This window comes from Rossellomorea sp. KS-H15a (assembly GCF_024195245.1).
GTDB classification, from domain to species: domain Bacteria; phylum Bacillota; class Bacilli; order Bacillales; family Bacillaceae_B; genus Rossellomorea; species Rossellomorea vietnamensis.
In genome coordinates, this window is sequence record NZ_CP096886.1 from 1,640,645 (window position 1) to 1,663,028 (window position 22,384).

Consider the following 22,384-nt stretch of genomic DNA (forward strand, 5'->3'; position numbering starts at 1 on the left):
TGTTTTTGAATTCTCCTCTTCACAACTTATGAAAATTAAGTTATTATATAAAAAACTTAATTAAATGAGGTTTTTCATTATGGATGCTTATGATAAAAAGATTTTGGATGCGATTATGCACGATTCGAGGCTTAAGTGGTCTGATTTAGCAGCTACGATCGGACTAAGTGCCCCGGCCACGGCGGACAGGGTCAATCGTCTTATAGAGAAGGGTGTAATCAAGCATTTTGGAGCCATCCTGGATGCTCCCAGCTTGGGATCTGAACTCACTGCCTTTGTAGCCGTATCACTGGAACGACCGGAGCACCGAGGACCTTTTCTTCAATTGATCAATGAGTTGGTTGAAGTCCAGGAATGCCACCATATTGCAGGGGAAGATGACTATCTTTTGAAAATCCGGAGCAGGAACACGAAAGATCTTGATCGTATCATCAGTCATGAAATAAAAAGTCTTCACGGGATCATCCGGACGAAGACCACGATTGTGATGGATTCTATTAAAGAGAGTACGATTTTGCCACTGCCATCAGGTGGGTTTTCTTCAGAATAAGGAGAGGAAACAATGACTTCTGTATTATTATTTCTTAAGAGTCTTATGATTGGCGTGGCCATTGCGGCACCAGTTGGGCCAATCGGAATTCTTTGCATTCAAAGGACATTGACTTACGGGAAAAGGATAGGTTTCCTTTCAGGATTAGGGGCAGCCACAGCAGATGCCCTTTTCGGCTTGATTGCCGTTATGGGGCTGACAATGGTTTCGGGATTTCTTCTGGATCATCAGTTCTGGATTCAATTATGGGGAGGGGTGTTCCTTTTGCTTTTAGGGTGGAAGACATTCACCTCACAACCTGCTGCAAAGCTGCTGGATGAACCCGATACTAATTCTTCAGTGAAAGGATTTGTGTCGGTTTTCTTATTAACTCTCACGAATCCAATGACGATCCTTGCTTTTATAGCGATCTTTGGAGTATTCCGGGTGGCAGGTTCAGAGGATTTCGTCACCGTGCTGACAGTAGTATCAGGCGTCTTTTCAGGATCGGCGCTCTGGTGGTGGGGGCTTGCTTTCGTTTCTGGATGGATCGGAAGCAGGATTGGGTCTGCCTCTTTAAGAGTGATCAACCGAGCAGCGGGTATCGTCCTGACGATTTTCAGTGTACTCTTTTTGATCGATCTGTTATAAACGGGATATTTATGAAGAAAGGATCCATACATCATGTTATTACTTAAAAGCTTCATTTTGGGATTTTCTGTTTCGGCCCCAGTTGGCCCAATTGGGTTGCTTTGCATACAAAGGGTATTATCACAAGGCTTCACTGCAGGGTTTTTGACAGGTCTTGGTGCGGCGACTGCCAATATTATTTATGCCAGTATTGCTGCTTTTGGATTCACTGTTGTTTCAGCATTCATGTTGGAACAGCAAGTGTTTTTTAAAATGGTCGGCTTGGTTTTCCTGGTATATCTGGGAATCAAAACGTTTCAGAAGAAACCCCCACAGGAATCTGTAAGAGTCAAAGGGGAGAGCTCATCATGCCAATTGTTTGCATCAACATTGCTCCTAATGATCACAAATCCTGTCACCATCCTCAACTTTGCTGCCATGTTTGCAGGTTTAGGGTTTTCTAATGAAAGCAGCTCTATCCGAATGGCGGTTACGCTCATGCTTGGCGTCTTTATGGGCGCAGTCACCTGGTGGCTTGTATTGAGTATAGGAGTAAACCTATTTAAAAAGAACATCACCCCTCATCTCCCCATCGTCAATAAAGTAGCGGGCCTCCTCATCATCCTGCTGGCATTTCTATCACTAGCATAATAAGAGGGACGGACCTCCAAAACGGATTTCTACTTTACATAAGATTCCCGCTTGGAGGTCCGTCCCTCTCTCTTCTTTTAAAACTCCCCATGCTCATTCCCCCACTCGTGCATGTGGTGAAGGATGGGCATGAGGGTCATGCCGAGGTCGGTCATGGAGTATTCAACTTTAGGCGGGATGGTGTCGTACGGGGTACGGTTGATGAAGCCGTCTTCTTCGAGTTCTTTCAGCTGCTGGCTCAGTACTTTGTGGGCGACACCCGGGAGGAGCCTGCGCAGTTCATTGTACCGGTGGGTACCCTCTGTCCCGAGGTGCCAGAGGATGACGGTCTTCCATTTCCCTCCGATTTTCCTCAATGTGTACTCGATTGAACACTTCAGTTTACCGTGCTGATCGATGGGTGTTTCCATATCATATCCAGTCCTTTCTTACCTAAAGGTTAGTTTCTCACAAAAAAGTGCATTCTTACATAGAGCCACTCATCTTCGTATAATGAAGTCGTGTTAGATGAAACTAATCAAAACGAAGGAGGAGTCTTGTACGATGTTACCATATCCAAGATCATTTTCTCATATTGGACTATCCGTCCCGAGCCTTGAAGAAGCGATAAAATTTTACCAAGAGGTTTTCGGCTGGTATGTCATCATGGAACCATCTGATGTCGAGAATGACGACACAGCGATCGGTCAGATGTGCCGCGACGTGTTCGGTAACGACTGGAAGAAGTTCAGGATCGCCCACATGGCAACAGGTGATAAAATAGGGATCGAGCTATTTGAATTCCCTCATAATGAAAAACCGGAGAATAACTTCGAATACTGGAAGACGGGATTATTCCACTTCTGTATCCAGGATCCTGATGTAGAAGGCATGGTCGAAAAGATCAAGCAGCACGGAGGAAAACAGCGTATGCCGGTCCGTGAGTATTATCCTGGTGAAAAACCTTATCGCATGGTGTATGTGGAAGACCCATTCGGGAATATTTTCGAGATATATTCCCACAGCTATGAATTAACCTACTCCGATGGGGCTTACTAATTAATGCATAAAAGGCACGTTCAGCTCTTGAATGTGCCTTTTTCTTTTTGGAAAAAGGTTTTCTGTCACGGATGAAGAATACAGTAGTGTAACATTCAATAAGTGAGAAAGGAAAACCGCGATGAAAATAATTGAATTACATAAAGGTTCAAGCATGTTTGAAGAAGCAGTGAATGTGTTCTGGGGACAATGGGGAAATGAGGATAATTACAGGTTCTACCATGACTGCATGTTTCATTCCTGCCAGACGGAAGCGGACCTTCCCCGTTTTTATATCGCTGTGCGTGAGGGGGACATCATCGGCACCTACGCATTACTAAGAAACGATCTTAACAGCCGTCAGGACCTGTATCCGTGGTTGGCATGTCTGTATGTTCATCCTGACCAGAGGGGGGAAGGTCTTGGTTCGACCCTCCTCGACCATGCTCTCCGGGAAGCTCATAAAAAAGGGTACGACAGTCTTTACCTGACGACTGACCTCGAAGGCTATTATGAAAAATACGGCTGGACTCATTCAACAGAAGCCATTGGACTCAGTGGAGATTCTATGAACGTTTATCAAAAACGGACCAGTATATAAAAAAGCAGCAAGGGAAATGTGATGGGTCACATTCGCTTGCTGCTTTTTTTAGGGAGGTCCGTCCCTCAAATGATTTTCTTTTGAAAGAGGTCCAGTCCGTATCCGATGATGACGGCGAATAGGGCGGGGGTGGTCCAGGCGAGTCCATTTGCACTTAAGGGAAGATGACTGATGACGTCCTGAATTCCTTCCATTTTCAAGTTGAGGCTTGCGAGCATTTCGTATAAGGAAAAGACCGCTGCTATGCTGACACCATATACATACATCCTTCTGCTTTCCCCGAAAAAGTGTTGAAAGAGGGAAAGGGCTACGAGTACTATCGCCACGGGGTAAATGAGAACAAGCAGAGGCGTGGCGACCTTTAATATCATATTCAGTCCCAGGTTGGTCACGGCCATCCCAATCAGGATGAAAATCAGTACATATGCTCTATAGGAGTATCTTGGATAGATCTCATGAAAAAAGCGGCCGCACGCATTAATCAGTCCGATGCATGTCGTCAAACAGGCAATCATTACAATCAAACCAAATAGGAGGTTGCCGCTGTATCCAAATAGTTGCCGAGATGCTAACACGAGTATTTCTGCGCCATTATTGATCGGTGCTTCATGGGGAATCACCCGTCCGATCCACCCGAGGGAAAGATACACCATCACGAGTCCAATGGCGGCAATCATTCCGGCGCTGATGGTTCCGCGGATCAGCTCTTTTTTACCGGAAGCTCCTTTCTCTTTCAATCCATTGATGATGACAATGCCGAAAGCCAGGGCTGCCACGGCGTCCATTGTAAAATACCCTTCAAGGAAGCCTTTCAGGAACGGTGCTGACTGGAATTTCTCGCTGGCTGCTGCATCAGTGTAATCAAAGGTGAAAAAAGCCTGTATGCACAATACAGCCAGTACGATGAGCAGTATAGGTGTTAAGAATTGCCCGACAAGATCAATCACTTTTTTAGGATTAATGCTAAGCAAATAGGTTAATCCAAAGAAAGCGATCGAGAATACTAATAAGGGAAGCCGCCCTTCCACACTGACGATCTGCAAAAATCCCAATTCGTACGCGACATTGGAAGCCCTCGGGATTCCGTAAAGAGCACCTATGGACATATAAATGACGACGGCAAAAACAATCCCGAAAACGGGGTGGACCCTTTCACCAATCGATAATAATCCATTTTTTGAAAGGGATACGGAAATGATCGTCAAAAAGGGCAGGAACACTGCCGTTAAAATAAATCCGGAAATCGCTGCAGCAAAGTGGGTTCCGGATTCCATCCCGAGATAGGGGGGGAATATTAAATTCCCTGCACCAAAAAATAACGAAAAAAGCATAAATCCCGAAATCAGGACATCTTTTTTTCTCATAAATACGCCTCCAAATTCATGACCGACTGATAGGCCATCCGTCACATTTTACATCACACATGAAAAAACCCGCCCCTGATCAGGGACGAGTCTGAACTCGCATGACTAACCATATTCCGTATGGTCCAAACTTTGATATGCAAAAGCGGATATATTCATACAATTCTTCTTTTTTAAAATTTCATTAATACTCACAATCTAGCACAGGCCATTTGTGTCGTCAATGAATTTTCCTACTATAATGTTAATTTCTTGTCTCTCTAAAGTTATGCAAGCAACAAGTCTGGAATATGTATATAGAAAAAGCAGGTAGGAGCTGGTTCCATGAAGCATATTGCGGCGGCAATCTATCTCTCTTTCGGGATGCTATTCTTATTTATGCAAGGATTTGACGGATTTACCGGCCCGGAAAATATGAACTTTATCATTTTCTTATTCCTTATGGCCGGGGCATTGTATCTGTACAGGGAAATTAGGGGACGTTTTCAAAAAAAATAGACAAAGGCACGCATGGGGATGCGTGCCTTTGTTTGTGCTTATAATCCAAGGGAAATATACTTCACTTCCAAAAATTCCTCTATGCCCTGGTGACCGCCTTCACGGCCGAGGCCGCTTTGTTTGAATCCTCCGAATGGAGCTTGTGGAGTCGATGGCAACCCATCGTTCAATCCGACAATACCGTACTCAAGTTGTTCACTGATCCGGATTCCCTTCGTGATATTCTCGGTGAACACATAGGCAGCGAGGCCATAAATGGAGTCATTGGCCCGTTCGATGGCTTCTTCTTCGGTTTTGAAGGTAGTGATCGGAGCGACCGGTCCGAATGTTTCGTCATTCATGCACAGCATGTCATCGTTCACGTTCGTCAAAACAGTCGGCTCAAAATATAGACCCTCTATTCCTTTTCCTCCGTAGGCAACGGAAGCACCTTTGTCTACGGCATCTTCCACATGCTTGCGGACTTTCTCGATGGCATCTTCATCGATCAATGGACCGATATCGACGCCTTCTTCGAGTCCATTTCCGACTTTCAGCGCTTTTACTTTTTCAACCAGTTTTTCAGAAAAAGTATCTGCGATGGATTCATGGACATAAATCCGATTGGAGCAGACGCAGGTCTGGCCGGCATTCCTGAATTTGGAGGCTATGACCCCATCTACTGCCTTCTCTAGATCAGAGTCGGCCATTACGATGACAGGTGCATGCCCGCCGAGCTCCAGGGATATTTTCTTAACGGTGTCCGCTGATCCCTTCATCAGGACCTTTCCGACTTCCGTTGAACCCGTGAAGGTCAGTTTCCGGACTCGCGTGTCTTCCATCCACGCTTCGCCGATGGATTTCGAATCTCCTGTCACGACGTTTACAACGCCTTTCGGGATTCCGGCTTCTTCAGCAAGTGCAGCCATCTTTAATGCAGTCAAAGGGGTCTGGTTTGCCGGTTTGATCACGACCGTACAGCCGGTGGCAAGTGCCGGTGCAACCTTGCGTGTGATCATTGCCGCAGGGAAGTTCCACGGAGTGATGACGGCTACGACCCCTACCGGCTGCTTATGGACGAATAATCGCTTGTTCCGCTGAGTGGCAGGGATCTGTTCCCCGTAAACCCGCTTTCCTTCTTCAGCGTACCAGGAGATGAATCCGTTGGCATATTGAATTTCACCGAGTGCCTCTTTAAGCGGTTTTCCTTGCTCGATGGTCATCGTGCGTGCAAGATCCTCTTTGTTTTCATTAATAAGATCATACCATTTTCGAATGAGTTCACTTCGTTCGTAAGCCGAGAATTGGGACCATTCCTTGAATGCCTCATGAGCGGCATCCACCGCCTTCGAAGCCTCATTTTTACCTCCATTGGGAATGGTGGCGATCACTTCCGATGTCGCAGGATTGGTTACCTCTTTCTTGTCAAGATCCGATCCGGTTTGTTCTCCATTGATGATGAGATTGTAGTGTTGCATCGTGTTCCTCCTTTAGAAAGATAGATTCCCATATGCTTATGACTATGTAGTTTGTCTTAAATTTACAATAGTGTGAGGGAAGAATCCAGTAATACACTTATAATTTATGACGATGGGCTTTCTATTGTTTAAATACCCTGAATAAGAGGGAAGATAAACCGTATGTTCAAAAACAAGGAGGGCGTAGTGATATGAAAGCCATCATCATCAACCAGTACGGAGACAAGGACGTTTTACAGGAGAAGGAAATCGACCAGCCGTCAATCGGCGACAATCAAATACTGCTCGAAAATCATGCCACATCCATCAACCCCATCGATTGGAAGGTGAGGGCAGGGTATCTGAAAGATATGCTGGACTTTGAATTCCCGATCATCCTGGGATGGGATGCAGCGGGAGTGATCGCTGAAAAAGGGAAGAATGTAAAAGGGTTTGAAGTAGGTGATCGTGTATTTGCCAGGCCGGCTACGACAAGGGAAGGTACCTACGCTGAATATGTGGCTGTGGATGAAAACCTGCTCGCTAAAATGCCTGAAAGCATGCGCTTTGAAGAAGCGGCGGCCATCCCACTTGCCGGATTGACAGCCTGGCAATGCTTAGTCGGCTTTGGTGAAATCAAAGAAGGCGATAAGGTGCTGATTCATGCAGGTTCCGGTGGCGTCGGGAACTTCGCCATTCAGATTGCCAAAAGCTTTGGAGCGCATGTCGCGACCACGGCAAGCGGTAAAAATGAGGATTTCGTCAAATCATTGGGTGCCGATCAGTTCATCAATTATAAAGAAGAAGACTTTAGTGAAGTGTTACAAGGCTTCGACCTGGTGCTGGACACCATGGGCGGGGACATTCAGTCGAACAGCTATAAAGTCCTCAAGGAAAATGGGAAGCTCGTATCGATTGCAGAGCCCCCGAAAGAGGACGAAGCGGCTAAGTACGGAGTGAAAGCGGAATTCCTTTGGTTGGATCCAAAAGGAGAACAACTCTCAAAGCTTGCCGACCTGTACGAATCCGGTCAATTAAAGCCCGTGATCGGAGAAACATTCCAACTGAGCGAACAAGGGTTAAAAGACGCTCACGCACTCAGTGAAACGCACCATGCAAAAGGGAAAATCGTGATTAAAGTGAAATAAACGTAGGAGGGACGGACCTTTGGAAGAAGGTCCGTCCCTCTATTTATGTTCAAGAATCCCCGCTACCCGTCGATACCGATACAGTTGCAACAGTGGTGATCATCGTCGCCTGCTGTGCCTGGATGAGCGCTTCAATCGCAGTGGATAAACTGACTTGCAACACAGCATTGTGTTCGATCTTATCGCTGATGAGCATGTTCACGGCCATCATCAGGTTGATGTCTTTATGCCACTTGAAAGCCTTGCTCGAGTTCAATTCTTCCCACACATGTTTCACCTGGTTCACCATGGAATGAGCTTCGTCCACGAAGGAAAGCAGTGCGATTTGAGGATAGAACATGGCTTTCGGCTTGATGCCCACTTGCTTAAACGTGTCATACAAGTGAATGCAGCGTTGAACCAGCTTATCTTGAGACCCTTCAGAGTGAAGGGATAGGATATGACTCATGCTTTGAAGGTCATTTCCCTTTCTGAACCCTGCCGAGTTCAACTGATGATAGAAGCCCTCGATTCGATCAATAAGAGCATAATGATTACCTTCCCTTTGGGAGAGGAGCAGGGCGAATGGATAATCGCTTTGTCCGGTAAGAAAAAAGTGTTGGTCCCTCATTTTTTTATACACTTCCATCCCATGCACGGCGAAGTCCTGTCTCCGGCTACCATCAGAAAGCATCGTCATTGCCGAGATGTAGGAAAATGGTCCTCTTGAAAATCCAGCATCGATCAAGGAATCATATAATGAGAGAAACTCATGGAAACGAGATGAATAGTCATCAAAACGTGTATCGAGCATGCCCGCAAAAGTGAAGCGGATCTCATGCTTTAACGACGAAAAAGCCCTCACTTCATCTTTAATATAGTCACTGATTTCCATAAATCGATCAATGTGAAAGGCACGTTTATTCGTTACATACAACGAAGCCACCATCATCAATGATCGTGAATCGGATACTTTCCATCGTAAACGTTCCTTTAACTGCGAATAGATCTCCCGGTAGTCCTCAAGCTTCCTCATCACTTCCTCCATAAGTGTCCACATCCCTTTTTATAATCGTTAGTAGGAAATACGTATGAATGATAAAAAAGTTTCATTTGAAATATGTAAAGGATACTTGACGTAAAGTTTCCTTTACAATATCATATGGAAATATAAGGAGGTAGCTCTCTTTGAAAAATAAACTGGTAGAATACCGAAAGACATTTGGGTACTCACAGGAAAGATTAGCTGCGAGACTCGGAGTATCAAGACAAACCATCATTTCAATTGAAAAGGGGAAGTATGATCCTTCTTTGAATTTGGCTTTTCAGTTGGCACATGTATTTGAAACATCAATTGAAAAGATCTTTGTTTATGAGGAGAAAAAGGGGGAGAAATCGTGACGAAAGGTTATCTGATTATAGGGTGGATTATGGCGATCCAGACTGGGTTTTTGTTTTTTGTCGGCATCATGGCTAAAGATTTTCCATACTATGCTCTTACTCCTCTGTCATTGACTGTAATGAGTTTTTGTATGCACTATCTTTATCCACAGTTCAAAGAAAAAGATGAGCGGATGAAGATGATCAGGGAAAAGGGGATCTTTTACTCGTACTTTGCCATATTAGGTTTTTTCATCATCATCATGTCAACTCTCGGGATTGGTCTGATTGACCTAACCGCTATGAATCTAATGTACGTCATAACCAGCCTTACCATCATGACCGTATTCATCTCCATGGTCATCATGGCGAAAATCTACTAAAAAAGAGGGGCGGACCTTTGGAGCAAAGGTCCGTCCCTCTTTTCAATCCGTTCTATTGTTGACTTCATAGGCGGCACGTATGGCTGATTCGATTGCCCCTTCCACCCAGCCGTGGAAAGGGGAGGTGTGTTCTCCGGCAAAGTGGATGCGGTGTTCCGGTAAGTACAGGGAATCGGAAAAGTCCGTAGCCTGGTTGGGGGCGAATAGGGTGAAGCATCCGGCAGAGAATTGGTTTTCCCCCCAACTGTATGAGGCGCCTTTTGAAAATTCTTTGTACACCTGATCTCCGTATATTTTATACAGTCCCTGAAGTGCTTCGCGAATTCGCTCATCTTCAGGCAAACTGTTCCACAGATTGGCATTCTGTCCCCAGCTGTAACTGCCTAACATGACGCCGGGACCTGAGACACCGATGCCATGGCTTGGGCGGTACGTGTATCGGATGGGAAGATCCGTTATGATATTCCCAATTTTAAAAGTCTCCCAGAATTTTGATTTAAACTCCAAACCGATTTTTACAGATGAGACATAATTCAGCTCCCGTATCGCCTTCCACTTCTGAAATGAGATGGAATCGTGAGGATGGACGTCAATGAATTGGAATACAGAATAGGGGACCGTCACGATGGTGTAGTCCCCCAGAAAACGATGATAACGGTTAGTCGCGCGATCTCTTGTAATGACCTCGACGCCGTCATCCTTCTGAACAATTCCATGGACCTTTTGGGAGTAGAAGATATTCTGATGAAGCTCCGGCAAGAAAGAGTAGGGAAGCTTATCGTTTCCACCATCTATTTCATAAAACTTTAATTTATCATTGAAGACGGTTCGGACAATATCAAGAAGAATATCAACGAATGATAGCTCGGGAAACCCTTCTATACCCAGGATGACCTTTACGATACGAATGGCTTCGGGGGAAAGGGAGGTTCCGATTGGATTGAACCGCAAGAAAACATCGAATGAATAATGATCAAACTTTAATCGTAACCGTTCTTGTTCCTCAGGGCTTGCTTTTTCGTACAAGTCTAAAAAGGGTTTTACGGCGGAGGATAATAATTCGATGGCTGTTTTGCCCTGTTCTTCAGGGGGGAAGGGATAGTTGAAGATATTCGGATTTTTGTTGTAATTCCAATCTGTTGTTTGGACTCCATTTACGAGATAGAGATCACTCTTATTGATGAATTCATTGGTGGGTAAGTTGAATTTACGAATATATTCAAATACTAAATCATGGGTTTCCGGAAATCGCATGGCACCTACATCGAGGTATTGACCTTCTGAAAAAGGTTGCCGTAACGTATATACCCTTCCGCCAATCCGGTCATTCCCTTCAAGGATCGTAACGGAGTGACCTGCTTTTTTCAAAAGGGATCCTGCCACCAAGCCGGCCATACCTGCACCGATGATAATCACTTTCCTTGGTTTTTGTGTGGGAACCAATCCATTTTTAACGATGGATACCATATCATCCGGATAAGAAAGATCACCATAATGATGATCATCAGCTCTATTTCCCAATTCGTTCTCCCCCCTTAAGCCGAAGCTGCATTATCTATATATATGATAGAGGGGAAGATGAATAGACGGGGAAGACGTAGTTCCAACTCTCTAATTTGTAAAAAATAAACAGGGACGGACCGTGAATCTTAAGGTCCGTCCCTCTTCGCTATTCTTCATTATTCTCTTCCAGAACGTATTTCAGCTTGGTCAGTTTATTGCTCCAGAACTGTTCGTAATAGGCTAACCAGTCTTTTAGTTCTCCGAGGGGTTCAGGCTGGAGGCGATAGATTTTTTCCCTGCCGATTTTTTCTCCTGAAACCAACTCGGCTTCTGTCAGGATGGCAAGATGCTTTGCAATGGCGGTCCGGCTCATGGGAAAGTGGGAAGTCAGAGCCGAAATCGGCATTTCTTTTTCCGAAAGAAGGCGAAGCACTTCCCGGCGGGTCGGGTCTGCAATCGCCTGGAAAACGTCATGTTTAACGGCAGACACTTATTCCTCCACAACCTTCCGAAGGCGCTGGTCCACTATGCCGACCCAGCCGTTCGCCATTCGTTCCCGGATAACGGAGCTTTTTTCGTTCGGTTTAGAAACAACCGCATCATCATGCTTCCAGCCACCATGAATCAATGTGAACTCCGTTTGTGTCCCGACCTCTTTTAAAAGAAATGTGACGAACCAGCCATCCGTATCCCAGGAAAAGGTCAGCTTATGAGGCGCATCCACTTCCAATACCTTACATGGAGACGGGCCGAAAGGGGACTGAATATGGAATTCGTATCCCTCCTCTGGTTGGAAATCATTCGGCATGAACCATGTAGATATGCCTTCTGAAGTAGAGACCGTGTCCCATACCTTTTGAATGGGGGCATTGAAGAGGACGGTTTGGGTAATATCTTGAAGTTGATTGCTTTGATTTGATTTCATATTTCTCGCCTGCTTTCTGTGAATGAAAATAACACCAATTGGTTTCGTTTTAATGATATAACACCATATGGTTTCGTGTCAATGAAAAGAGGAAATAGGTGAAAGAGTGTAGAAGTAGTGTCTTGGTAAAGATTAGTATGAGCATAGCAGCTACTAATTATCGAATAGAATATAACCGGTCATAACCGTGCACAAATTGACAGGTGTACCGATTAGTTGAATGGTACATTAGGGTAGTGGGGAGAAGATCAGAAATGGAAATGCTTCATAGGATGAATGACTGCATTCAGTATATTGAGGAAAATCTTGAAGGGGAGATCAAGATGGAGGAGCTTGCCAGGCTCTCACTGAACTCGAAGTTTCACTTTCAACGGCTGTTTTCACTAGTCACAGGCTGCACTGTAGCCGAGTACATCCGGAGAAGAAGGCTGACTCTTGCGGCACAGGAACTGAATCATGCGAATGTGAAGGTCATCGATGTCGCTTTCAGGTATGGGTACGAAACACCGGAATCCTTCTCGAAGGCGTTTCGTAAAGCTCACGGTGTGTCGCCATCCCAGGTGAGAGAATCAGGAACTCCTTTAAAAGCATTCCCGCGTATCTCCTTCCAAATCCAATTAAAAGGGGAAGTTGAAATGAATTATAGAATTGTTGAAAAAGAAGCCTTTCAGGTGATTGGAAAAGGGAAAAGAGTCTCAACCCATAATGGCCAAAACTTAAAGGAGATTCCGACACTTTGGGATGAGGTGAATACTTCCGGCTTGGACAGTGAGATTTGCGAGGCTGCGGGTAATGATGAAATGCTCGGAATCTGCATGGAGTTTGATGACCCTAATGAAGAGTTCACCTATTTTATCGGATCAGAAAAGAAGTCTGACACTCATCCCCCGCTGGAGGTTAAGGAGATACCTGCTTCCACATGGGCCGTATTTGAATCGATCGGTCCGATGCCTGACGCGATCCAGGATGTGTGGAAACGGATTTTCTCTGAATGGTTCCCGTCTACAGGGTATGTGCATGGAAGTGCACCTGAATTTGAATTATATCCGCCGGGGAATCCGAATGACGAGGATTACAGGTGCGAGGTCTGGGTTCCCGTAATGAAGAAATAAGATGATTTTGCCTCCAGTGCGGAGGCTTTTTTTTATTTACCTTATCACCACATACGGTCGCATCATCTCATAATCCTCATGCTCCAGTATATGACAGTGCCATACGTACAAGCCGGTGTAAGGACCGAATGCCACAATGATCCGGGTCATTTCCCAGGGGTTTGCACAAACTGTATCTTTCCATCCTTGTTCATTGGGCTCTGGTTTGATACGGGGACCAGTGGGGATAATCCTTCCTTCGTTTTGATAGATTTTTTTATCAATGGTCTGCCGGTCCAGAACCTGAAACCGTACCAGATGCAAGTGGATGGGGTGGGACCCTTCCGTAATGTTGATAAAGTTCCATACTTCACTACTCCCTAAACGTGGCATCTCCGTAATCGGATCATCCCATAATTGATGATTTAATAGATGCATCTCCCGCCCATATTGATCATGTACCATATTTAAAAAAAGATCCCTGGTTTGAATGGCATGCCTTTTCTTCAATCTTGGTACATGCCGTAATGTCGATGGAATCCTGCTCATATCCTGACCTTGAAGCGTCTTAATTACGCGGAACTGCATCAGCACTCCTGTCGTGTCAGGGTCTGGCACCGAACCGGTTGGAAAGGGAGCCGGTGCACGGTTATGAATGGTGATGTATTCTCCCATTGCGCTAGAAAAATCAATGATGACATCCGCCCGTTCAGCAGGGGCAAGCAAGATTTCTGAAACATGGACAGGGGCAGAGAGTAGCCCTTGATCAGCTCCTATTTGAATGAACGGCTTTCCGTTTGAAAGAGAAAGCTGATATGTCCGGGAATTCGAAGCATTGATCAATCGGAAGCGATACCGTCTTGGCTCAACTTCAAGGAATGGCCAGACCTTCCCATTCACCAGGATTGTTTCCCCGAAGAAAGTAGAAACAGTGGAGGGACGGACCTCTGAAACCGGGGGATCCGGTTCGGAAGGATAATAAAGCGAACCGTCTTTATTGAACGACCGATCCATGATCACAAGCGGGATATCGTATGGATGAGCAGGCAGAGACATAGCCTCCTCTTCATCATCGTGGATGATATAAGCCCCGGCGAGTCCGGCATAGATATTCAACCTTGTGATGCCGATCGCATGGTCGTGATACCAGAGTGTGGTAGCTTGTTGCCGGTTGGGATATGTGTAAACTTCCCCGGCGAAGAAGGGCCCCGTCTCTTTAAACCCTTTTGTAAACCAGGCATCCGGGTAACCGTCACTCGTATCAGGTGTCGCCCCTCCATGTAGATGGACAACGGTGCGGACCTCGGGCTGATTTTTTCCTGCTCCATGAACGGTGGTATCGATAGGGAGGAAATGCTTCTCTGGAAGCTCATTTTTCCATAAGACCCGAACCGTTTGATTTCGTTTCACCTTGAATGTTGGACCGGGTATTTGTCCGTTGTATCCCCAAATCGAAGTAGGGGGGAGGTCCCGGTGAAGTTGCTGCTTCCCTTCCTTCATGGTCACTTCGTAATAGTCAGAGCCTTTGTGGGCAGAAAAGGGTTGAATCGTATTCATGACGGGAAGCGGATCGACGAATTTCTCAAGCATATAAGAACCTCCTCTAAATGGTGCTATTATTCCATATGTATTGAGAGGTAGGCTGGAATATCCTCTTTCTATAAAAAGAAGAAGCACCTGACCTGCAGGTGCTTCTTCTTAATTGGCGTCTTTATACCGGTAGCGATATTGAATGTTTGCAGTACGCTCATCCGTATCAATGGTAAACCGATTCCACAGGCTGTTGTCCTCCGTGGTTTCACTTTGCGGGAGGGAGGGGATGGTTTGATTGGCACCAATGGACATTGTACCCGTTTCAATGGTGTCCATGACATTCCCCGAAGAATCATAAAACGCGATTTGAGCTTGGACCAGCAGATCACGGTCTTCAAAGTTCCTCATGAATACGAGGTTGGAATAATCCGATCCCCTACAGGATGAAGAGTTTGTTCCTATACCCGCCTAGTTCAAAAGGCATTCCTTTTTCAGGTGAATAATAGCTGGTGGTTCGAATTTTTTTCTTTGCCTCCTTTTTTTGATACACTAATTTAGTTGCTAAATTGTTTATCATTGGAGGAAATAATGTCAAATCGAAATAAAGGCATATTACTTTTATTATTATCAGCGTTTGGTTTCTCCTTGATGGCTGCATTTGTCAAGTTATCGGGGGATGTGCCGACGATCCAGAAAACATTCTTTCGGAATATCGTCTCTGCATTCATTGCATTCGGTTTTGTCCGGTATCATAAGGAAAGGCTATTTGGAAAAAGAGAAAATCAAAAGCTTCTATTGCTGCGTTCCTCATTAGGGGCTGTTGGAATTGTGCTGTTCTTTTATGCGATCGATCATCTCGTGTTATCGGATGCCGATATGCTGAACAAGCTGAGTCCATTTTTGACCATTATCTTTTCTGCTCTATTCTTGAAGGAACGGACGCGAGTCTTTCAGGTGGTGGCGATCATCATTGCGTTCATCGGGACATTGTTCATCATTAAACCGGCTTTTTCTTTTGATGTCATCCCATACGTTGCAGGGGTGTTTTCCGCTATTTTTGCAGCAGGTGCCTACACGGTCCTCCGGGTGCTCGGGAGCAGGGAGAAGTTTTATACAGTCGTCTTTTACTTTTCCTTTTTCACGACGGTCGTGCTGCTTCCGTTTGTCATCGGGTTTTATGAACCGATGAGCGCGAAACAGTGGGTGTACCTGTTATCCGCAGGTGTCTTTGCGACAGTCGGTCAGTTCGGGATCACGATCGCGTATAAGTTTGCACCGGCAAGGGAGATATCGATCTTCTTCTATTCGACGGTTGTATACTCCGCTCTCATTAGCATCTTCCTGTTCGGACAGATTCCTGACGTATACAGCATCATTGGGTACATTGTGATTTTCGGAGCATCATTGTATATGTTCTTGAAAAATAATGTAGAAGGCAAGAAACAGGCAGCCTGATTCAAACCTATCCATCAAACGATGGATAAGTTTTTTCATGCAAAAAAATGAAACATTTTCCAATTTTACACCGTATATATAGTAACCGTTAATAGACAGGAGAGGAGAAAATGAAGCTTGCTTTATTCATCATAGGAGTAATCTTGATCATCGCATTGATCGTCATGGTGGCTGGGATTAGACAGCATGCGGGAAAGAGGGATGCCGACTATCTGTTAGACTACTTGAAGCATAACGAAAATTGGAGTTTAACGGTGGTTCGGAATGGTGAAACACTTGTGTCTGTCAGGGAAGATGAGATGTATCCTTTAGCAAGTGCGATGAAGACTATCATAGCCATTGAATATGCGAAGCGATGCGGAGAACAGACATTAGATCCTTCCCGCAGCATTTCTCTGGAAGAACTTGATCGATACTATATTCCGGATACGGATGGGGGAGCCCATAAAGCCTGGATAGCGTATTCAAAGGATAAGGGACTTCTCCTTGGGAATAGTACTACCCTTGAAAATGTGGTGAAAGGAATGATGGCTTTCAGTTCCAATGCCAACACGGACTATTTAATTGATCTCTTGGGAATGGAAGCGATCAACGAATCACTGGATGAACTGCACATTGAAAAACATGAGGCGCTTTACCCGGTCACGGGGGCCATGCTGATTCCAACGTATTTGAAGATGAAAGATCCTTCCTATACGGATGACTATATTGAGACGAAGATAAAGGAGATGTCAAAAGAGAAATACATACAAATCGCTCAAACCATTGCACAACGTTTAAAAGAGGGGGAAAAAGGACTGTATATTGAAAATGGGCATTCAAGTAAGCGTCTGGACAAAATTTGGTCTGACAGACTGACCCGGAGTACCACTTTTGAATACTCCACTCTCATGGGGAAGTTGAATTCAAAGAACTTTTTTGAAAAAGAAACACAGGATCGATTGGATTCAGTCATGGAAGGTCTCATGGAAAGTCCCATCAATCAAGAGTGGTTAAAGCATGCCGGACAAAAAGGGGGATCGACAGAGTTCCTCGTCACGAATGCTGCGTATGCAACGGATAAAGAAGGAAATTCAACAGAGGTTGCACTCTTTACAAACGAGTTGGGAGCAGGGGAGTTAGATAAGATCTCAGGGAGTTTGAATTCATTCATGCTGAATATTCTAAGAGACGAAGATTTCCGGAACGAGCTGAAAGAGTTATAATGTAAGTAAATGGAATAGGTGTCAATTGGAGGTGTGAACATGGTTCTACGAAACTCGAAATGGTCACTATGGGCACTTGCCCTGTTAACACTCGTCCTCTTCAGCAATGTCATGCTTTATCAACCAATCGTGCAGCAGTTCCTGGCCATTGAACTTGATCGAGGCGCCGTACTTGGATCCTTAGTGGATCTGGTCATCATTTCACCGGCACTTGCTTATGCCGCATTTAAAGTGTCAAAGAAGCAGGCCGCCGGATTCGTCGTATTTGGATTGGTCATGGCAAGAGTCATCATTCCTGAAGAATTCTTTGCACCCTATACGATTCTCCTGTACTCGGGGATAAGCTTTGAGGCCTTGTTCTTTCTGGCGGAACTGGGACTGATCTTCCTTCTGCTCAAGAGAATGCCGGTCATCTGGGCCGAAATGAGATCATCGGAAACAGGTCCGATCTTTTCATTCCTTCCTTCAGTAGAAAAAAAGGTAAGTAGACTTCCTCTTGTCCGAATCGTGGCATCTGAGATTCTGATGGTGTACTACGCCTTCTTCAGCTGGAGGAAGAAACCTCCTATTCATGACGGGGTGGTGACGATGCATCATAAGACCAGTGCCATCGCCATGAATATCATGCTCATCCATGCCGTAGCCATCGAAACAATCGGACTTCACTGGTGGTTGCATACCAAACTTCCTATCCTGTCATTCATTCTGCTCTTTCTAAACGTGTACAGTATTCTGCTCGAACTGGCAGAAATCCAGATTACACGTTTGCATCCTGTTGAAGTAGAAAATGGTGAATTGCGTGTGGTGCAGGGATTAAGGCAGCGACTGATTCTGCCCCTGTCAAACATCGAAGAGATAGAATGGGGAGAGAAGAAACCAGGTAAAGGCACCATGGTCTTTATGCAGAAAGACTTTGAGGAGATTCACCCTCAAGTGATCCTGATCTTTAAAGAGCCCGTCGAAGCGACGCTGTTCATGGGTAAAAAAGAAGTGGTATCTAAAGTGGCTTTGAGAGTGGATGATCCTGAGAAGTTAAAGCGGTTATTAGAGCAACACGAAAAGCGTGCCTGATTCTTTCCAGGCACGCTCCTTTCCTATCCCATCCGATAAACCCAATCACAATCTCCGATCATCGCCTCGTCATGAGTGACCATAATAGTAGCAATATTTCTTTCCTTCGTTTCTTTTACTAATAATTCCACCACGGATTTCCCCCGTTCCCGGTCAAGGCTTGCTGTAGGTTCATCGGCAAGGATCAGCTTTGGTTCATTCATGAGGGCACGGGCGATGGCGACCCGTTGCTGTTCGCCTCCGGAGAGTTGTTCAGGATAATGAGCTTTCCGTTCTTCAAGTCCAAGGTGAGACAATAAATCCAATGCCCGTTCCTGAAGGTGGTCCTTCTGCTTGGTAAGCTTCCTAACGAGTAACAGTTGTTCTTCCACTGTTAAAAAAGGAACCAGGTTCGATTGCTGAAAGATGAAGCCGATTTCCTTCAGACGAAGAGCCGTTTGTTCTTTTCCGGTCATGTCGTGTACATTTCTTCCGTTTAGAGTCACCTCACCACTTGTGGGACTGGTCAACGCCCCGATGATGGAAAGGAGAGTGCTTTTCCCCGAACCGGACGGACCAAGTATCGCACCGAACTCCCCACTATTGACTTTCATGCAAATATGATCCAGGACCGTGAGCCGTTCATGTCCCTGTTTGTATGTCTTCGTAACTCCGTTTAATTCCAAGATTGATGTCATCTTATTTCACCCCTCCGATTGCTTCTAATGGATCGACTTTCATAATACTTCTAAAGGACAAAAGTGAACCGATCCATGCCATGACCAAAATCAATCCGCTGTTTAACAGGATCATGCCAGAGGATAATTCAAACGGGACGCCTCCGGGAATGAGTTGTGTCAATCCATACGTAAGGGTATTCCCTGCCAGGATCCCAAGTACGGCAAGAATGGATATCTGAAGGAACAGGGCTCGTAGAAGAATGCCTGCCTTTGCTCCGATTGCTTTCAGTACACCGTATTGATGAAGCTTTTGCAGGGTCATGACATAGAAGAACGTTGCCAGGACAATCGCCGAAATGATGAGCAGAAAGATGACCATCATCTTTAAAGAGCCCTGTTCCGCCGAATAACCCGGTACGTTTGACAGAATGTCCTCTTTTGGTGCTGCTTCCAGTTTGGAAGGAATGTCCACTCCACCCTTATTTGTGAAGAGGAGTGCCTGGTACGTAATATCATCTCCATGGAGATCTTTCCACGTTTCCATCGATGTGAACATGGCCGGGGTATGGCCGTAACTGAAACGTTTTTTTGTAAAACCCTTAATGATCCATGTTTTCCCTTGGTACGTGAAAGAGTCTCCGGACTGATATCCTTCTTTTAGTAAGCCGGGATCCGCAAGTACCTCGTAAGGCGCGAGTTTCACACTTTCTTCTGCGTCCGGCATGAAAGTGCTGGTTGGATCTAAGGCAAATAGGCTGATATTCACGGCTTCTCCTTCATGAGTCATTTCGACCATCTTCAATGCCAGTGGAGAGCCTCCTTTTACGGTGGATCTATCAGCAGCTGTCATATTTGATCGCTCAAGCTGATGCGAGTCGCTTTTTTCAACAATATATGTTTCTGCAGACAAATTTTTAATAGCAGAGGCATTATCAACGGATAAGCCGTTGGCAAGCCCGGATATTGACAAGACGAGACTTGTGATCAGTGTGATGATGCCTGTGATCAGTATGAATTTCATTTTGGCATAGCGGATTTCTTTCCATGCGAGAAACAAAAAAATCACCTTCCCTTTCATAACTTCTCTTTCATGATAAAAGGGAAGTATGAACGGAAGATGAACAACGGATTAAGGAAGGGTCACCTTGAAAGTGGTTCCTTCATTTGGATCACTCTCCACATGGATTTCCCCATGATGGAGGCTGATGATCTTTTGGACGATGGATAGACCAAGGCCGCTGCTGTCCCGTTCGTGACTCCGGGACTCGTCCACTTTGTAGAATCGGTCGAAGATCTTCTCCATATGCTCCGGTGGGATACCGATTCCAGTGTCCTGGATGGTAAACGTGATACCCTTTGATTCTGTAAGGAGGGTTATAATAATTTCCCCACCTCTGGGAGTATATTTAATGCTGTTGGATAATAGGTTCTCGAAAGCCTGGTACAGCAATTCCCCATGTCCGTTGTAGGTCACCTCATCCGCTTCAAAGGATAAAGAAAGATCTTTTCCTTCCCACAACCATCGGGTCTGACTGATGAGAACTTGCACCATCGATGTCAGTTCTACAGGTTCTAATTTGATCACCCCTTGATCCTTATCAAGGGAGGCAAGGGTCAATAGCTGTTTACTCAGCTTTGATAACCGCGTACTTTCGGATTCGATCACCTTTGTATAATATTCCTGATCTTCTTTGGATAAGGAAGGGGATCGTAACAGATTCGCATAGCCTTTCAAAGAAGAAAGTGGTGTTTGAATTTCATGTGAGACATTGGAAACGAACTCCTGACGCATATTTTCCACCTGCCTGAGCTGACGGCTCATGCTCGTAAATGATTTGGCAAGGGTCCCGATTTCATCCTTGCGATTTTCATGCAGCTGTATGGAAAAGTCTCCACCGGCTATCTTCTTCGTGGCAGCGGTAAGTTCCCTGATCGGCTTTACCAAGTACCGTGTACTGAAAAATACAATCATCATACTGAGCACAATCGTCAATAGGAGAAGGACGGACAGGAGAATATGTATTTCATTGAACTGCTGCTTGACGTTCGGCCTCATGAACAACGCATGTGGTTTCCCGTCGATTTCAATCGGGACACCGATAGAATTGGATAATTCATTAGAGAAAAACCCCGTCACAAACGTGGTGGAAGGATATTCAGCCATCCCGTGATACGTTGTCCCGTTCAGAACGCTTCGTATTACTTTGGGAGATAGAGTGCGATCACGAAATTCCTCCCCATAAAATGTCCCTGTTCCTTTTCCATCGGTCACATAAAACTGATAGCTTAACCTTGCCGTCTTTTCAAAAAAAGTGGATTCCTCCATGGAAGCTGCCTCATAAAGTTCCACAACGTCCCGGGCGATTTCGGTATTTTTTTCATCATTGGAAGGCTTTAAAATACTTTGATAATAAAGATTCGAACCGATAAAGGCGATCACACTGCTTACGATCATGATCAAGAGGGTGACGACGACGATCCGGATATAAAGGGTTTTCATTTATGTACCTCCAATTTGTAGCCGACTCCCCGTACGGTTGTGATCGTGAAGGTATTGGTGGAACCTCGAAACCGTTCACGCAGTCGTTTAATGTGCACATCGATGGTCCGGTCGTCCCCTACAAAGTCCATTCCCCATACATGCTGGATGAGTTCATCGCGCGTAAATGTCCTGTTCGTAAAGCTTGCAAGATAATAGAGCAGTTCGAATTCCTTGAGGGGAAGGATCATGGTCCTATTCCCGGCTTTCACCTCATAAGACCGTTTATCAAGAGTCATGTCTCCCAAGCGGATGGTTTGGGAACCTGCCCTGTCGAATCGTCTCAGGATTGCCTGTACCCGGAAAAGGAGTTCTTCTTTTTCAAAGGGTTTCACCATATAATCATCGGTTCCGGACTGAAATCCTTTCGCTTTATCCGTCATGCTGTCCCTCGCAGTCAGCATGATGATGGGGATATCATAGTCTTCCCTTATCTCACTTGCCAACTGAAATCCATCTTTATTCGGCATCATCAGGTCGATAATGGCAAGGTCGATGGTTTGATGGAGAAGAATGACGGAGGCAGCTTCGCCATCCGGTGCTTCTGTCACCAGGTATCCGTTCTGCTCCAAATATACGCGGACGAGCTTTCGCAGATGGGGGTCATCATCAACGACAAGAATTGATATCATAAGGGCACCTCATTTCAGTAAACGATTTTTTATGATTTTACTTTAGCACAAGTGACGGAGAGGAAACCAATTTATGACGAATACTCCTCTCCTTGGATATAATGAAAATAAAATATGCTTTTACCCATATCTTTTTCTGTTACTTATCCGTTATA

General features: G+C 45.2%; 26 protein-coding genes. 13 read left to right on the forward strand and 13 right to left on the reverse strand.

Going from position 1 to position 22,384, the window contains the following annotated elements; all coding sequences use genetic code 11:
- The first annotated feature begins 79 nt into the window (after positions 1-79).
- Genes M1J35_RS08410 through M1J35_RS08420 form a run of 3 tightly spaced genes read left to right on the forward strand, consistent with a single transcriptional unit; the run spans position 80 to position 1,810 of the window.
- Positions 80-550, forward strand: coding sequence for an Lrp/AsnC family transcriptional regulator (locus M1J35_RS08410; protein WP_254653387.1), 471 nt, complete (start codon positions 80-82; stop codon positions 548-550).
- A 12-nt stretch (positions 551-562) separates the two neighbouring features.
- Positions 563-1,180 carry a LysE family translocator gene (locus M1J35_RS08415; protein WP_254653388.1) on the forward strand — a complete coding sequence of 206 codons (618 nt, stop codon included), beginning with the start codon at positions 563-565 and terminating at the stop codon, positions 1,178-1,180.
- 33 nt (positions 1,181-1,213) lie between these two features.
- Positions 1,214-1,810: a LysE family translocator gene (locus M1J35_RS08420; protein WP_254653389.1), complete on the forward strand. Its 597-nt coding sequence runs from the start codon at positions 1,214-1,216 to the stop codon at positions 1,808-1,810.
- A 77-nt stretch (positions 1,811-1,887) separates the two neighbouring features.
- On the opposite strand, the gene M1J35_RS08425 is transcribed toward M1J35_RS08420, so the two are convergent.
- Positions 1,888-2,220: a winged helix-turn-helix transcriptional regulator gene (locus M1J35_RS08425; protein WP_254653390.1), complete on the reverse strand. Its 333-nt coding sequence runs from the start codon at positions 2,218-2,220 to the stop codon at positions 1,888-1,890.
- Between the two features lie 133 nt (positions 2,221-2,353).
- On the opposite strand from M1J35_RS08425, the gene M1J35_RS08430 reads away from it, so the two are divergent.
- Both M1J35_RS08430 and M1J35_RS08435 read left to right on the forward strand, forming a co-directional pair.
- Positions 2,354-2,848, forward strand: a complete 495-nt coding sequence (locus M1J35_RS08430; RefSeq protein WP_224520753.1) for a lactoylglutathione lyase family protein — start codon at positions 2,354-2,356, stop codon at positions 2,846-2,848.
- A gap of 121 nt (positions 2,849-2,969) precedes the next feature.
- The gene (locus M1J35_RS08435; RefSeq protein ID WP_254653391.1) at positions 2,970-3,428 is read left to right on the forward strand and encodes a GNAT family N-acetyltransferase; all 459 of its coding nucleotides are present in this window, start codon (positions 2,970-2,972) and stop codon (positions 3,426-3,428) included.
- 65 nt (positions 3,429-3,493) lie between these two features.
- Here M1J35_RS08435 and brnQ read toward each other — a convergent pair whose 3' ends face one another.
- On the reverse strand, positions 3,494-4,792 hold the full coding sequence (brnQ, locus tag M1J35_RS08440) for a branched-chain amino acid transport system II carrier protein (RefSeq protein ID WP_254653392.1): 1,299 nt from the start codon (positions 4,790-4,792) through the stop codon (positions 3,494-3,496).
- 324 nt (positions 4,793-5,116) lie between these two features.
- Here brnQ and M1J35_RS08445 point away from each other — a divergent pair, with 324 nt between their 5' ends.
- On the forward strand, positions 5,117-5,290 hold the full coding sequence (locus M1J35_RS08445) for a hypothetical protein (RefSeq protein ID WP_224520750.1): 174 nt from the start codon (positions 5,117-5,119) through the stop codon (positions 5,288-5,290).
- 38 nt (positions 5,291-5,328) lie between these two features.
- Here the strand turns inward: M1J35_RS08445 and M1J35_RS08450 are convergent, their stop codons facing one another.
- Entirely contained in the window at positions 5,329-6,747 is a 1,419-nt protein-coding gene (locus M1J35_RS08450; protein ID WP_254653393.1) for an NAD-dependent succinate-semialdehyde dehydrogenase, read from the reverse strand.
- 191 nt (positions 6,748-6,938) lie between these two features.
- Here M1J35_RS08450 and M1J35_RS08455 point away from each other — a divergent pair, with 191 nt between their 5' ends.
- Positions 6,939-7,874 (forward strand): NADP-dependent oxidoreductase, encoded by a 936-nt coding sequence (locus tag M1J35_RS08455; RefSeq protein ID WP_254653394.1) that lies wholly within the window; start codon positions 6,939-6,941, stop codon positions 7,872-7,874.
- A gap of 49 nt (positions 7,875-7,923) precedes the next feature.
- On the opposite strand, the gene M1J35_RS08460 is transcribed toward M1J35_RS08455, so the two are convergent.
- Positions 7,924-8,901, reverse strand: coding sequence for a DUF4003 family protein (locus tag M1J35_RS08460; protein ID WP_254653395.1), 978 nt, complete (start codon positions 8,899-8,901; stop codon positions 7,924-7,926).
- 140 nt (positions 8,902-9,041) lie between these two features.
- On the opposite strand from M1J35_RS08460, the gene M1J35_RS08465 reads away from it, so the two are divergent.
- Both M1J35_RS08465 and M1J35_RS08470 read left to right on the forward strand, forming a co-directional pair.
- Positions 9,042-9,254 carry a helix-turn-helix transcriptional regulator gene (locus M1J35_RS08465; RefSeq protein WP_254653396.1) on the forward strand — a complete coding sequence of 71 codons (213 nt, stop codon included), beginning with the start codon at positions 9,042-9,044 and terminating at the stop codon, positions 9,252-9,254.
- Positions 9,251-9,616, forward strand: coding sequence for a permease (locus M1J35_RS08470; protein WP_254653397.1), 366 nt, complete (start codon positions 9,251-9,253; stop codon positions 9,614-9,616). The genes M1J35_RS08465 and M1J35_RS08470 overlap by 4 nt, the downstream gene beginning before the upstream one ends.
- A gap of 42 nt (positions 9,617-9,658) precedes the next feature.
- Here the strand turns inward: M1J35_RS08470 and M1J35_RS08475 are convergent, their stop codons facing one another.
- From M1J35_RS08475 to M1J35_RS08485, 3 genes are all read right to left on the reverse strand, one after another.
- On the reverse strand, positions 9,659-11,137 hold the full coding sequence (locus M1J35_RS08475) for a flavin monoamine oxidase family protein (RefSeq protein WP_254653398.1): 1,479 nt from the start codon (positions 11,135-11,137) through the stop codon (positions 9,659-9,661).
- 148 nt (positions 11,138-11,285) lie between these two features.
- Positions 11,286-11,609: an ArsR/SmtB family transcription factor gene (locus tag M1J35_RS08480; RefSeq protein ID WP_034762371.1), complete on the reverse strand. Its 324-nt coding sequence runs from the start codon at positions 11,607-11,609 to the stop codon at positions 11,286-11,288.
- Positions 11,610-12,044, reverse strand: a complete 435-nt coding sequence (locus tag M1J35_RS08485; RefSeq protein ID WP_079531187.1) for an SRPBCC family protein — start codon at positions 12,042-12,044, stop codon at positions 11,610-11,612.
- A gap of 254 nt (positions 12,045-12,298) precedes the next feature.
- Here M1J35_RS08485 and M1J35_RS08490 point away from each other — a divergent pair, with 254 nt between their 5' ends.
- A complete protein-coding gene (locus M1J35_RS08490) occupies positions 12,299-13,156 on the forward strand; it encodes an AraC family transcriptional regulator (protein WP_254653399.1) in 858 nt (285 codons plus the stop codon).
- Positions 13,157-13,192: 36 nt separating this feature from the next.
- Here M1J35_RS08490 and M1J35_RS08495 read toward each other — a convergent pair whose 3' ends face one another.
- Positions 13,193-14,725 (reverse strand): multicopper oxidase family protein, encoded by a 1,533-nt coding sequence (locus M1J35_RS08495; RefSeq protein WP_254653400.1) that lies wholly within the window; start codon positions 14,723-14,725, stop codon positions 13,193-13,195.
- Positions 14,726-14,833: 108 nt separating this feature from the next.
- Positions 14,834-15,076, reverse strand: a complete 243-nt coding sequence (locus M1J35_RS08500) for a hypothetical protein (protein ID WP_254653401.1) — start codon at positions 15,074-15,076, stop codon at positions 14,834-14,836.
- Positions 15,077-15,256: 180 nt separating this feature from the next.
- Here M1J35_RS08500 and M1J35_RS08505 point away from each other — a divergent pair, with 180 nt between their 5' ends.
- From M1J35_RS08505 to M1J35_RS08515, 3 genes are all read left to right on the forward strand, one after another.
- A complete protein-coding gene (locus M1J35_RS08505) occupies positions 15,257-16,123 on the forward strand; it encodes a DMT family transporter (protein WP_159361580.1) in 867 nt (288 codons plus the stop codon).
- Positions 16,124-16,233: 110 nt separating this feature from the next.
- Positions 16,234-17,328 (forward strand): serine hydrolase, encoded by a 1,095-nt coding sequence (locus tag M1J35_RS08510; protein ID WP_254653402.1) that lies wholly within the window; start codon positions 16,234-16,236, stop codon positions 17,326-17,328.
- A 39-nt stretch (positions 17,329-17,367) separates the two neighbouring features.
- On the forward strand, positions 17,368-18,399 hold the full coding sequence (locus M1J35_RS08515) for a beta-carotene 15,15'-monooxygenase (protein ID WP_254653403.1): 1,032 nt from the start codon (positions 17,368-17,370) through the stop codon (positions 18,397-18,399).
- A gap of 23 nt (positions 18,400-18,422) precedes the next feature.
- Here M1J35_RS08515 and M1J35_RS08520 read toward each other — a convergent pair whose 3' ends face one another.
- The 4 genes from M1J35_RS08520 to M1J35_RS08535 all read right to left on the reverse strand — a co-directional run bounded on the left by M1J35_RS08520 (position 18,423) and on the right by M1J35_RS08535 (position 22,229).
- Positions 18,423-19,076, reverse strand: coding sequence for an ABC transporter ATP-binding protein (locus tag M1J35_RS08520; RefSeq protein WP_254653404.1), 654 nt, complete (start codon positions 19,074-19,076; stop codon positions 18,423-18,425).
- A 1-nt stretch (position 19,077) separates the two neighbouring features.
- Positions 19,078-20,115, reverse strand: coding sequence for an ABC transporter permease (locus M1J35_RS08525; protein WP_254653405.1), 1,038 nt, complete (start codon positions 20,113-20,115; stop codon positions 19,078-19,080).
- Between the two features lie 72 nt (positions 20,116-20,187).
- Positions 20,188-21,558: a HAMP domain-containing sensor histidine kinase gene (locus M1J35_RS08530; RefSeq protein WP_254653406.1), complete on the reverse strand. Its 1,371-nt coding sequence runs from the start codon at positions 21,556-21,558 to the stop codon at positions 20,188-20,190.
- Positions 21,555-22,229, reverse strand: coding sequence for a response regulator transcription factor (locus M1J35_RS08535; protein ID WP_254653407.1), 675 nt, complete (start codon positions 22,227-22,229; stop codon positions 21,555-21,557). The genes M1J35_RS08530 and M1J35_RS08535 overlap by 4 nt, the downstream gene beginning before the upstream one ends.
- Between the last annotated feature and the right edge of the window lie 155 nt (positions 22,230-22,384).

Coding starts and splice junctions, on each gene's coding strand:
- M1J35_RS08410 (WP_254653387.1), top strand. CDS start 80: ATGGATGCTTATGATAAAAAGATTTTGGATGCGATTATGCACGATTCG.
- M1J35_RS08415 (WP_254653388.1), top strand. CDS start 563: ATGACTTCTGTATTATTATTTCTTAAGAGTCTTATGATTGGCGTGGCC.
- M1J35_RS08420 (WP_254653389.1), top strand. CDS start 1,214: ATGTTATTACTTAAAAGCTTCATTTTGGGATTTTCTGTTTCGGCCCCA.
- M1J35_RS08425 (WP_254653390.1), bottom strand. CDS start 2,220: ATGGAAACACCCATCGATCAGCACGGTAAACTGAAGTGTTCAATCGAG.
- M1J35_RS08430 (WP_224520753.1), top strand. CDS start 2,354: ATGTTACCATATCCAAGATCATTTTCTCATATTGGACTATCCGTCCCG.
- M1J35_RS08435 (WP_254653391.1), top strand. CDS start 2,970: ATGAAAATAATTGAATTACATAAAGGTTCAAGCATGTTTGAAGAAGCA.
- brnQ (WP_254653392.1), bottom strand. CDS start 4,792: ATGAGAAAAAAAGATGTCCTGATTTCGGGATTTATGCTTTTTTCGTTA.
- M1J35_RS08445 (WP_224520750.1), top strand. CDS start 5,117: ATGAAGCATATTGCGGCGGCAATCTATCTCTCTTTCGGGATGCTATTC.
- M1J35_RS08450 (WP_254653393.1), bottom strand. CDS start 6,747: ATGCAACACTACAATCTCATCATCAATGGAGAACAAACCGGATCGGAT.
- M1J35_RS08455 (WP_254653394.1), top strand. CDS start 6,939: ATGAAAGCCATCATCATCAACCAGTACGGAGACAAGGACGTTTTACAG.
- M1J35_RS08460 (WP_254653395.1), bottom strand. CDS start 8,901: ATGGAGGAAGTGATGAGGAAGCTTGAGGACTACCGGGAGATCTATTCG.
- M1J35_RS08485 (WP_079531187.1), bottom strand. CDS start 12,044: ATGAAATCAAATCAAAGCAATCAACTTCAAGATATTACCCAAACCGTC.
- M1J35_RS08490 (WP_254653399.1), top strand. CDS start 12,299: ATGGAAATGCTTCATAGGATGAATGACTGCATTCAGTATATTGAGGAA.
- M1J35_RS08495 (WP_254653400.1), bottom strand. CDS start 14,725: ATGCTTGAGAAATTCGTCGATCCGCTTCCCGTCATGAATACGATTCAA.
- M1J35_RS08500 (WP_254653401.1), bottom strand. CDS start 15,076: ATGAGGAACTTTGAAGACCGTGATCTGCTGGTCCAAGCTCAAATCGCG.
- M1J35_RS08505 (WP_159361580.1), top strand. CDS start 15,257: ATGTCAAATCGAAATAAAGGCATATTACTTTTATTATTATCAGCGTTT.
- M1J35_RS08510 (WP_254653402.1), top strand. CDS start 16,234: ATGAAGCTTGCTTTATTCATCATAGGAGTAATCTTGATCATCGCATTG.
- M1J35_RS08515 (WP_254653403.1), top strand. CDS start 17,368: ATGGTTCTACGAAACTCGAAATGGTCACTATGGGCACTTGCCCTGTTA.
- M1J35_RS08520 (WP_254653404.1), bottom strand. CDS start 19,076: ATGACATCAATCTTGGAATTAAACGGAGTTACGAAGACATACAAACAG.
- M1J35_RS08530 (WP_254653406.1), bottom strand. CDS start 21,558: ATGAAAACCCTTTATATCCGGATCGTCGTCGTCACCCTCTTGATCATG.
- M1J35_RS08535 (WP_254653407.1), bottom strand. CDS start 22,229: ATGATATCAATTCTTGTCGTTGATGATGACCCCCATCTGCGAAAGCTC.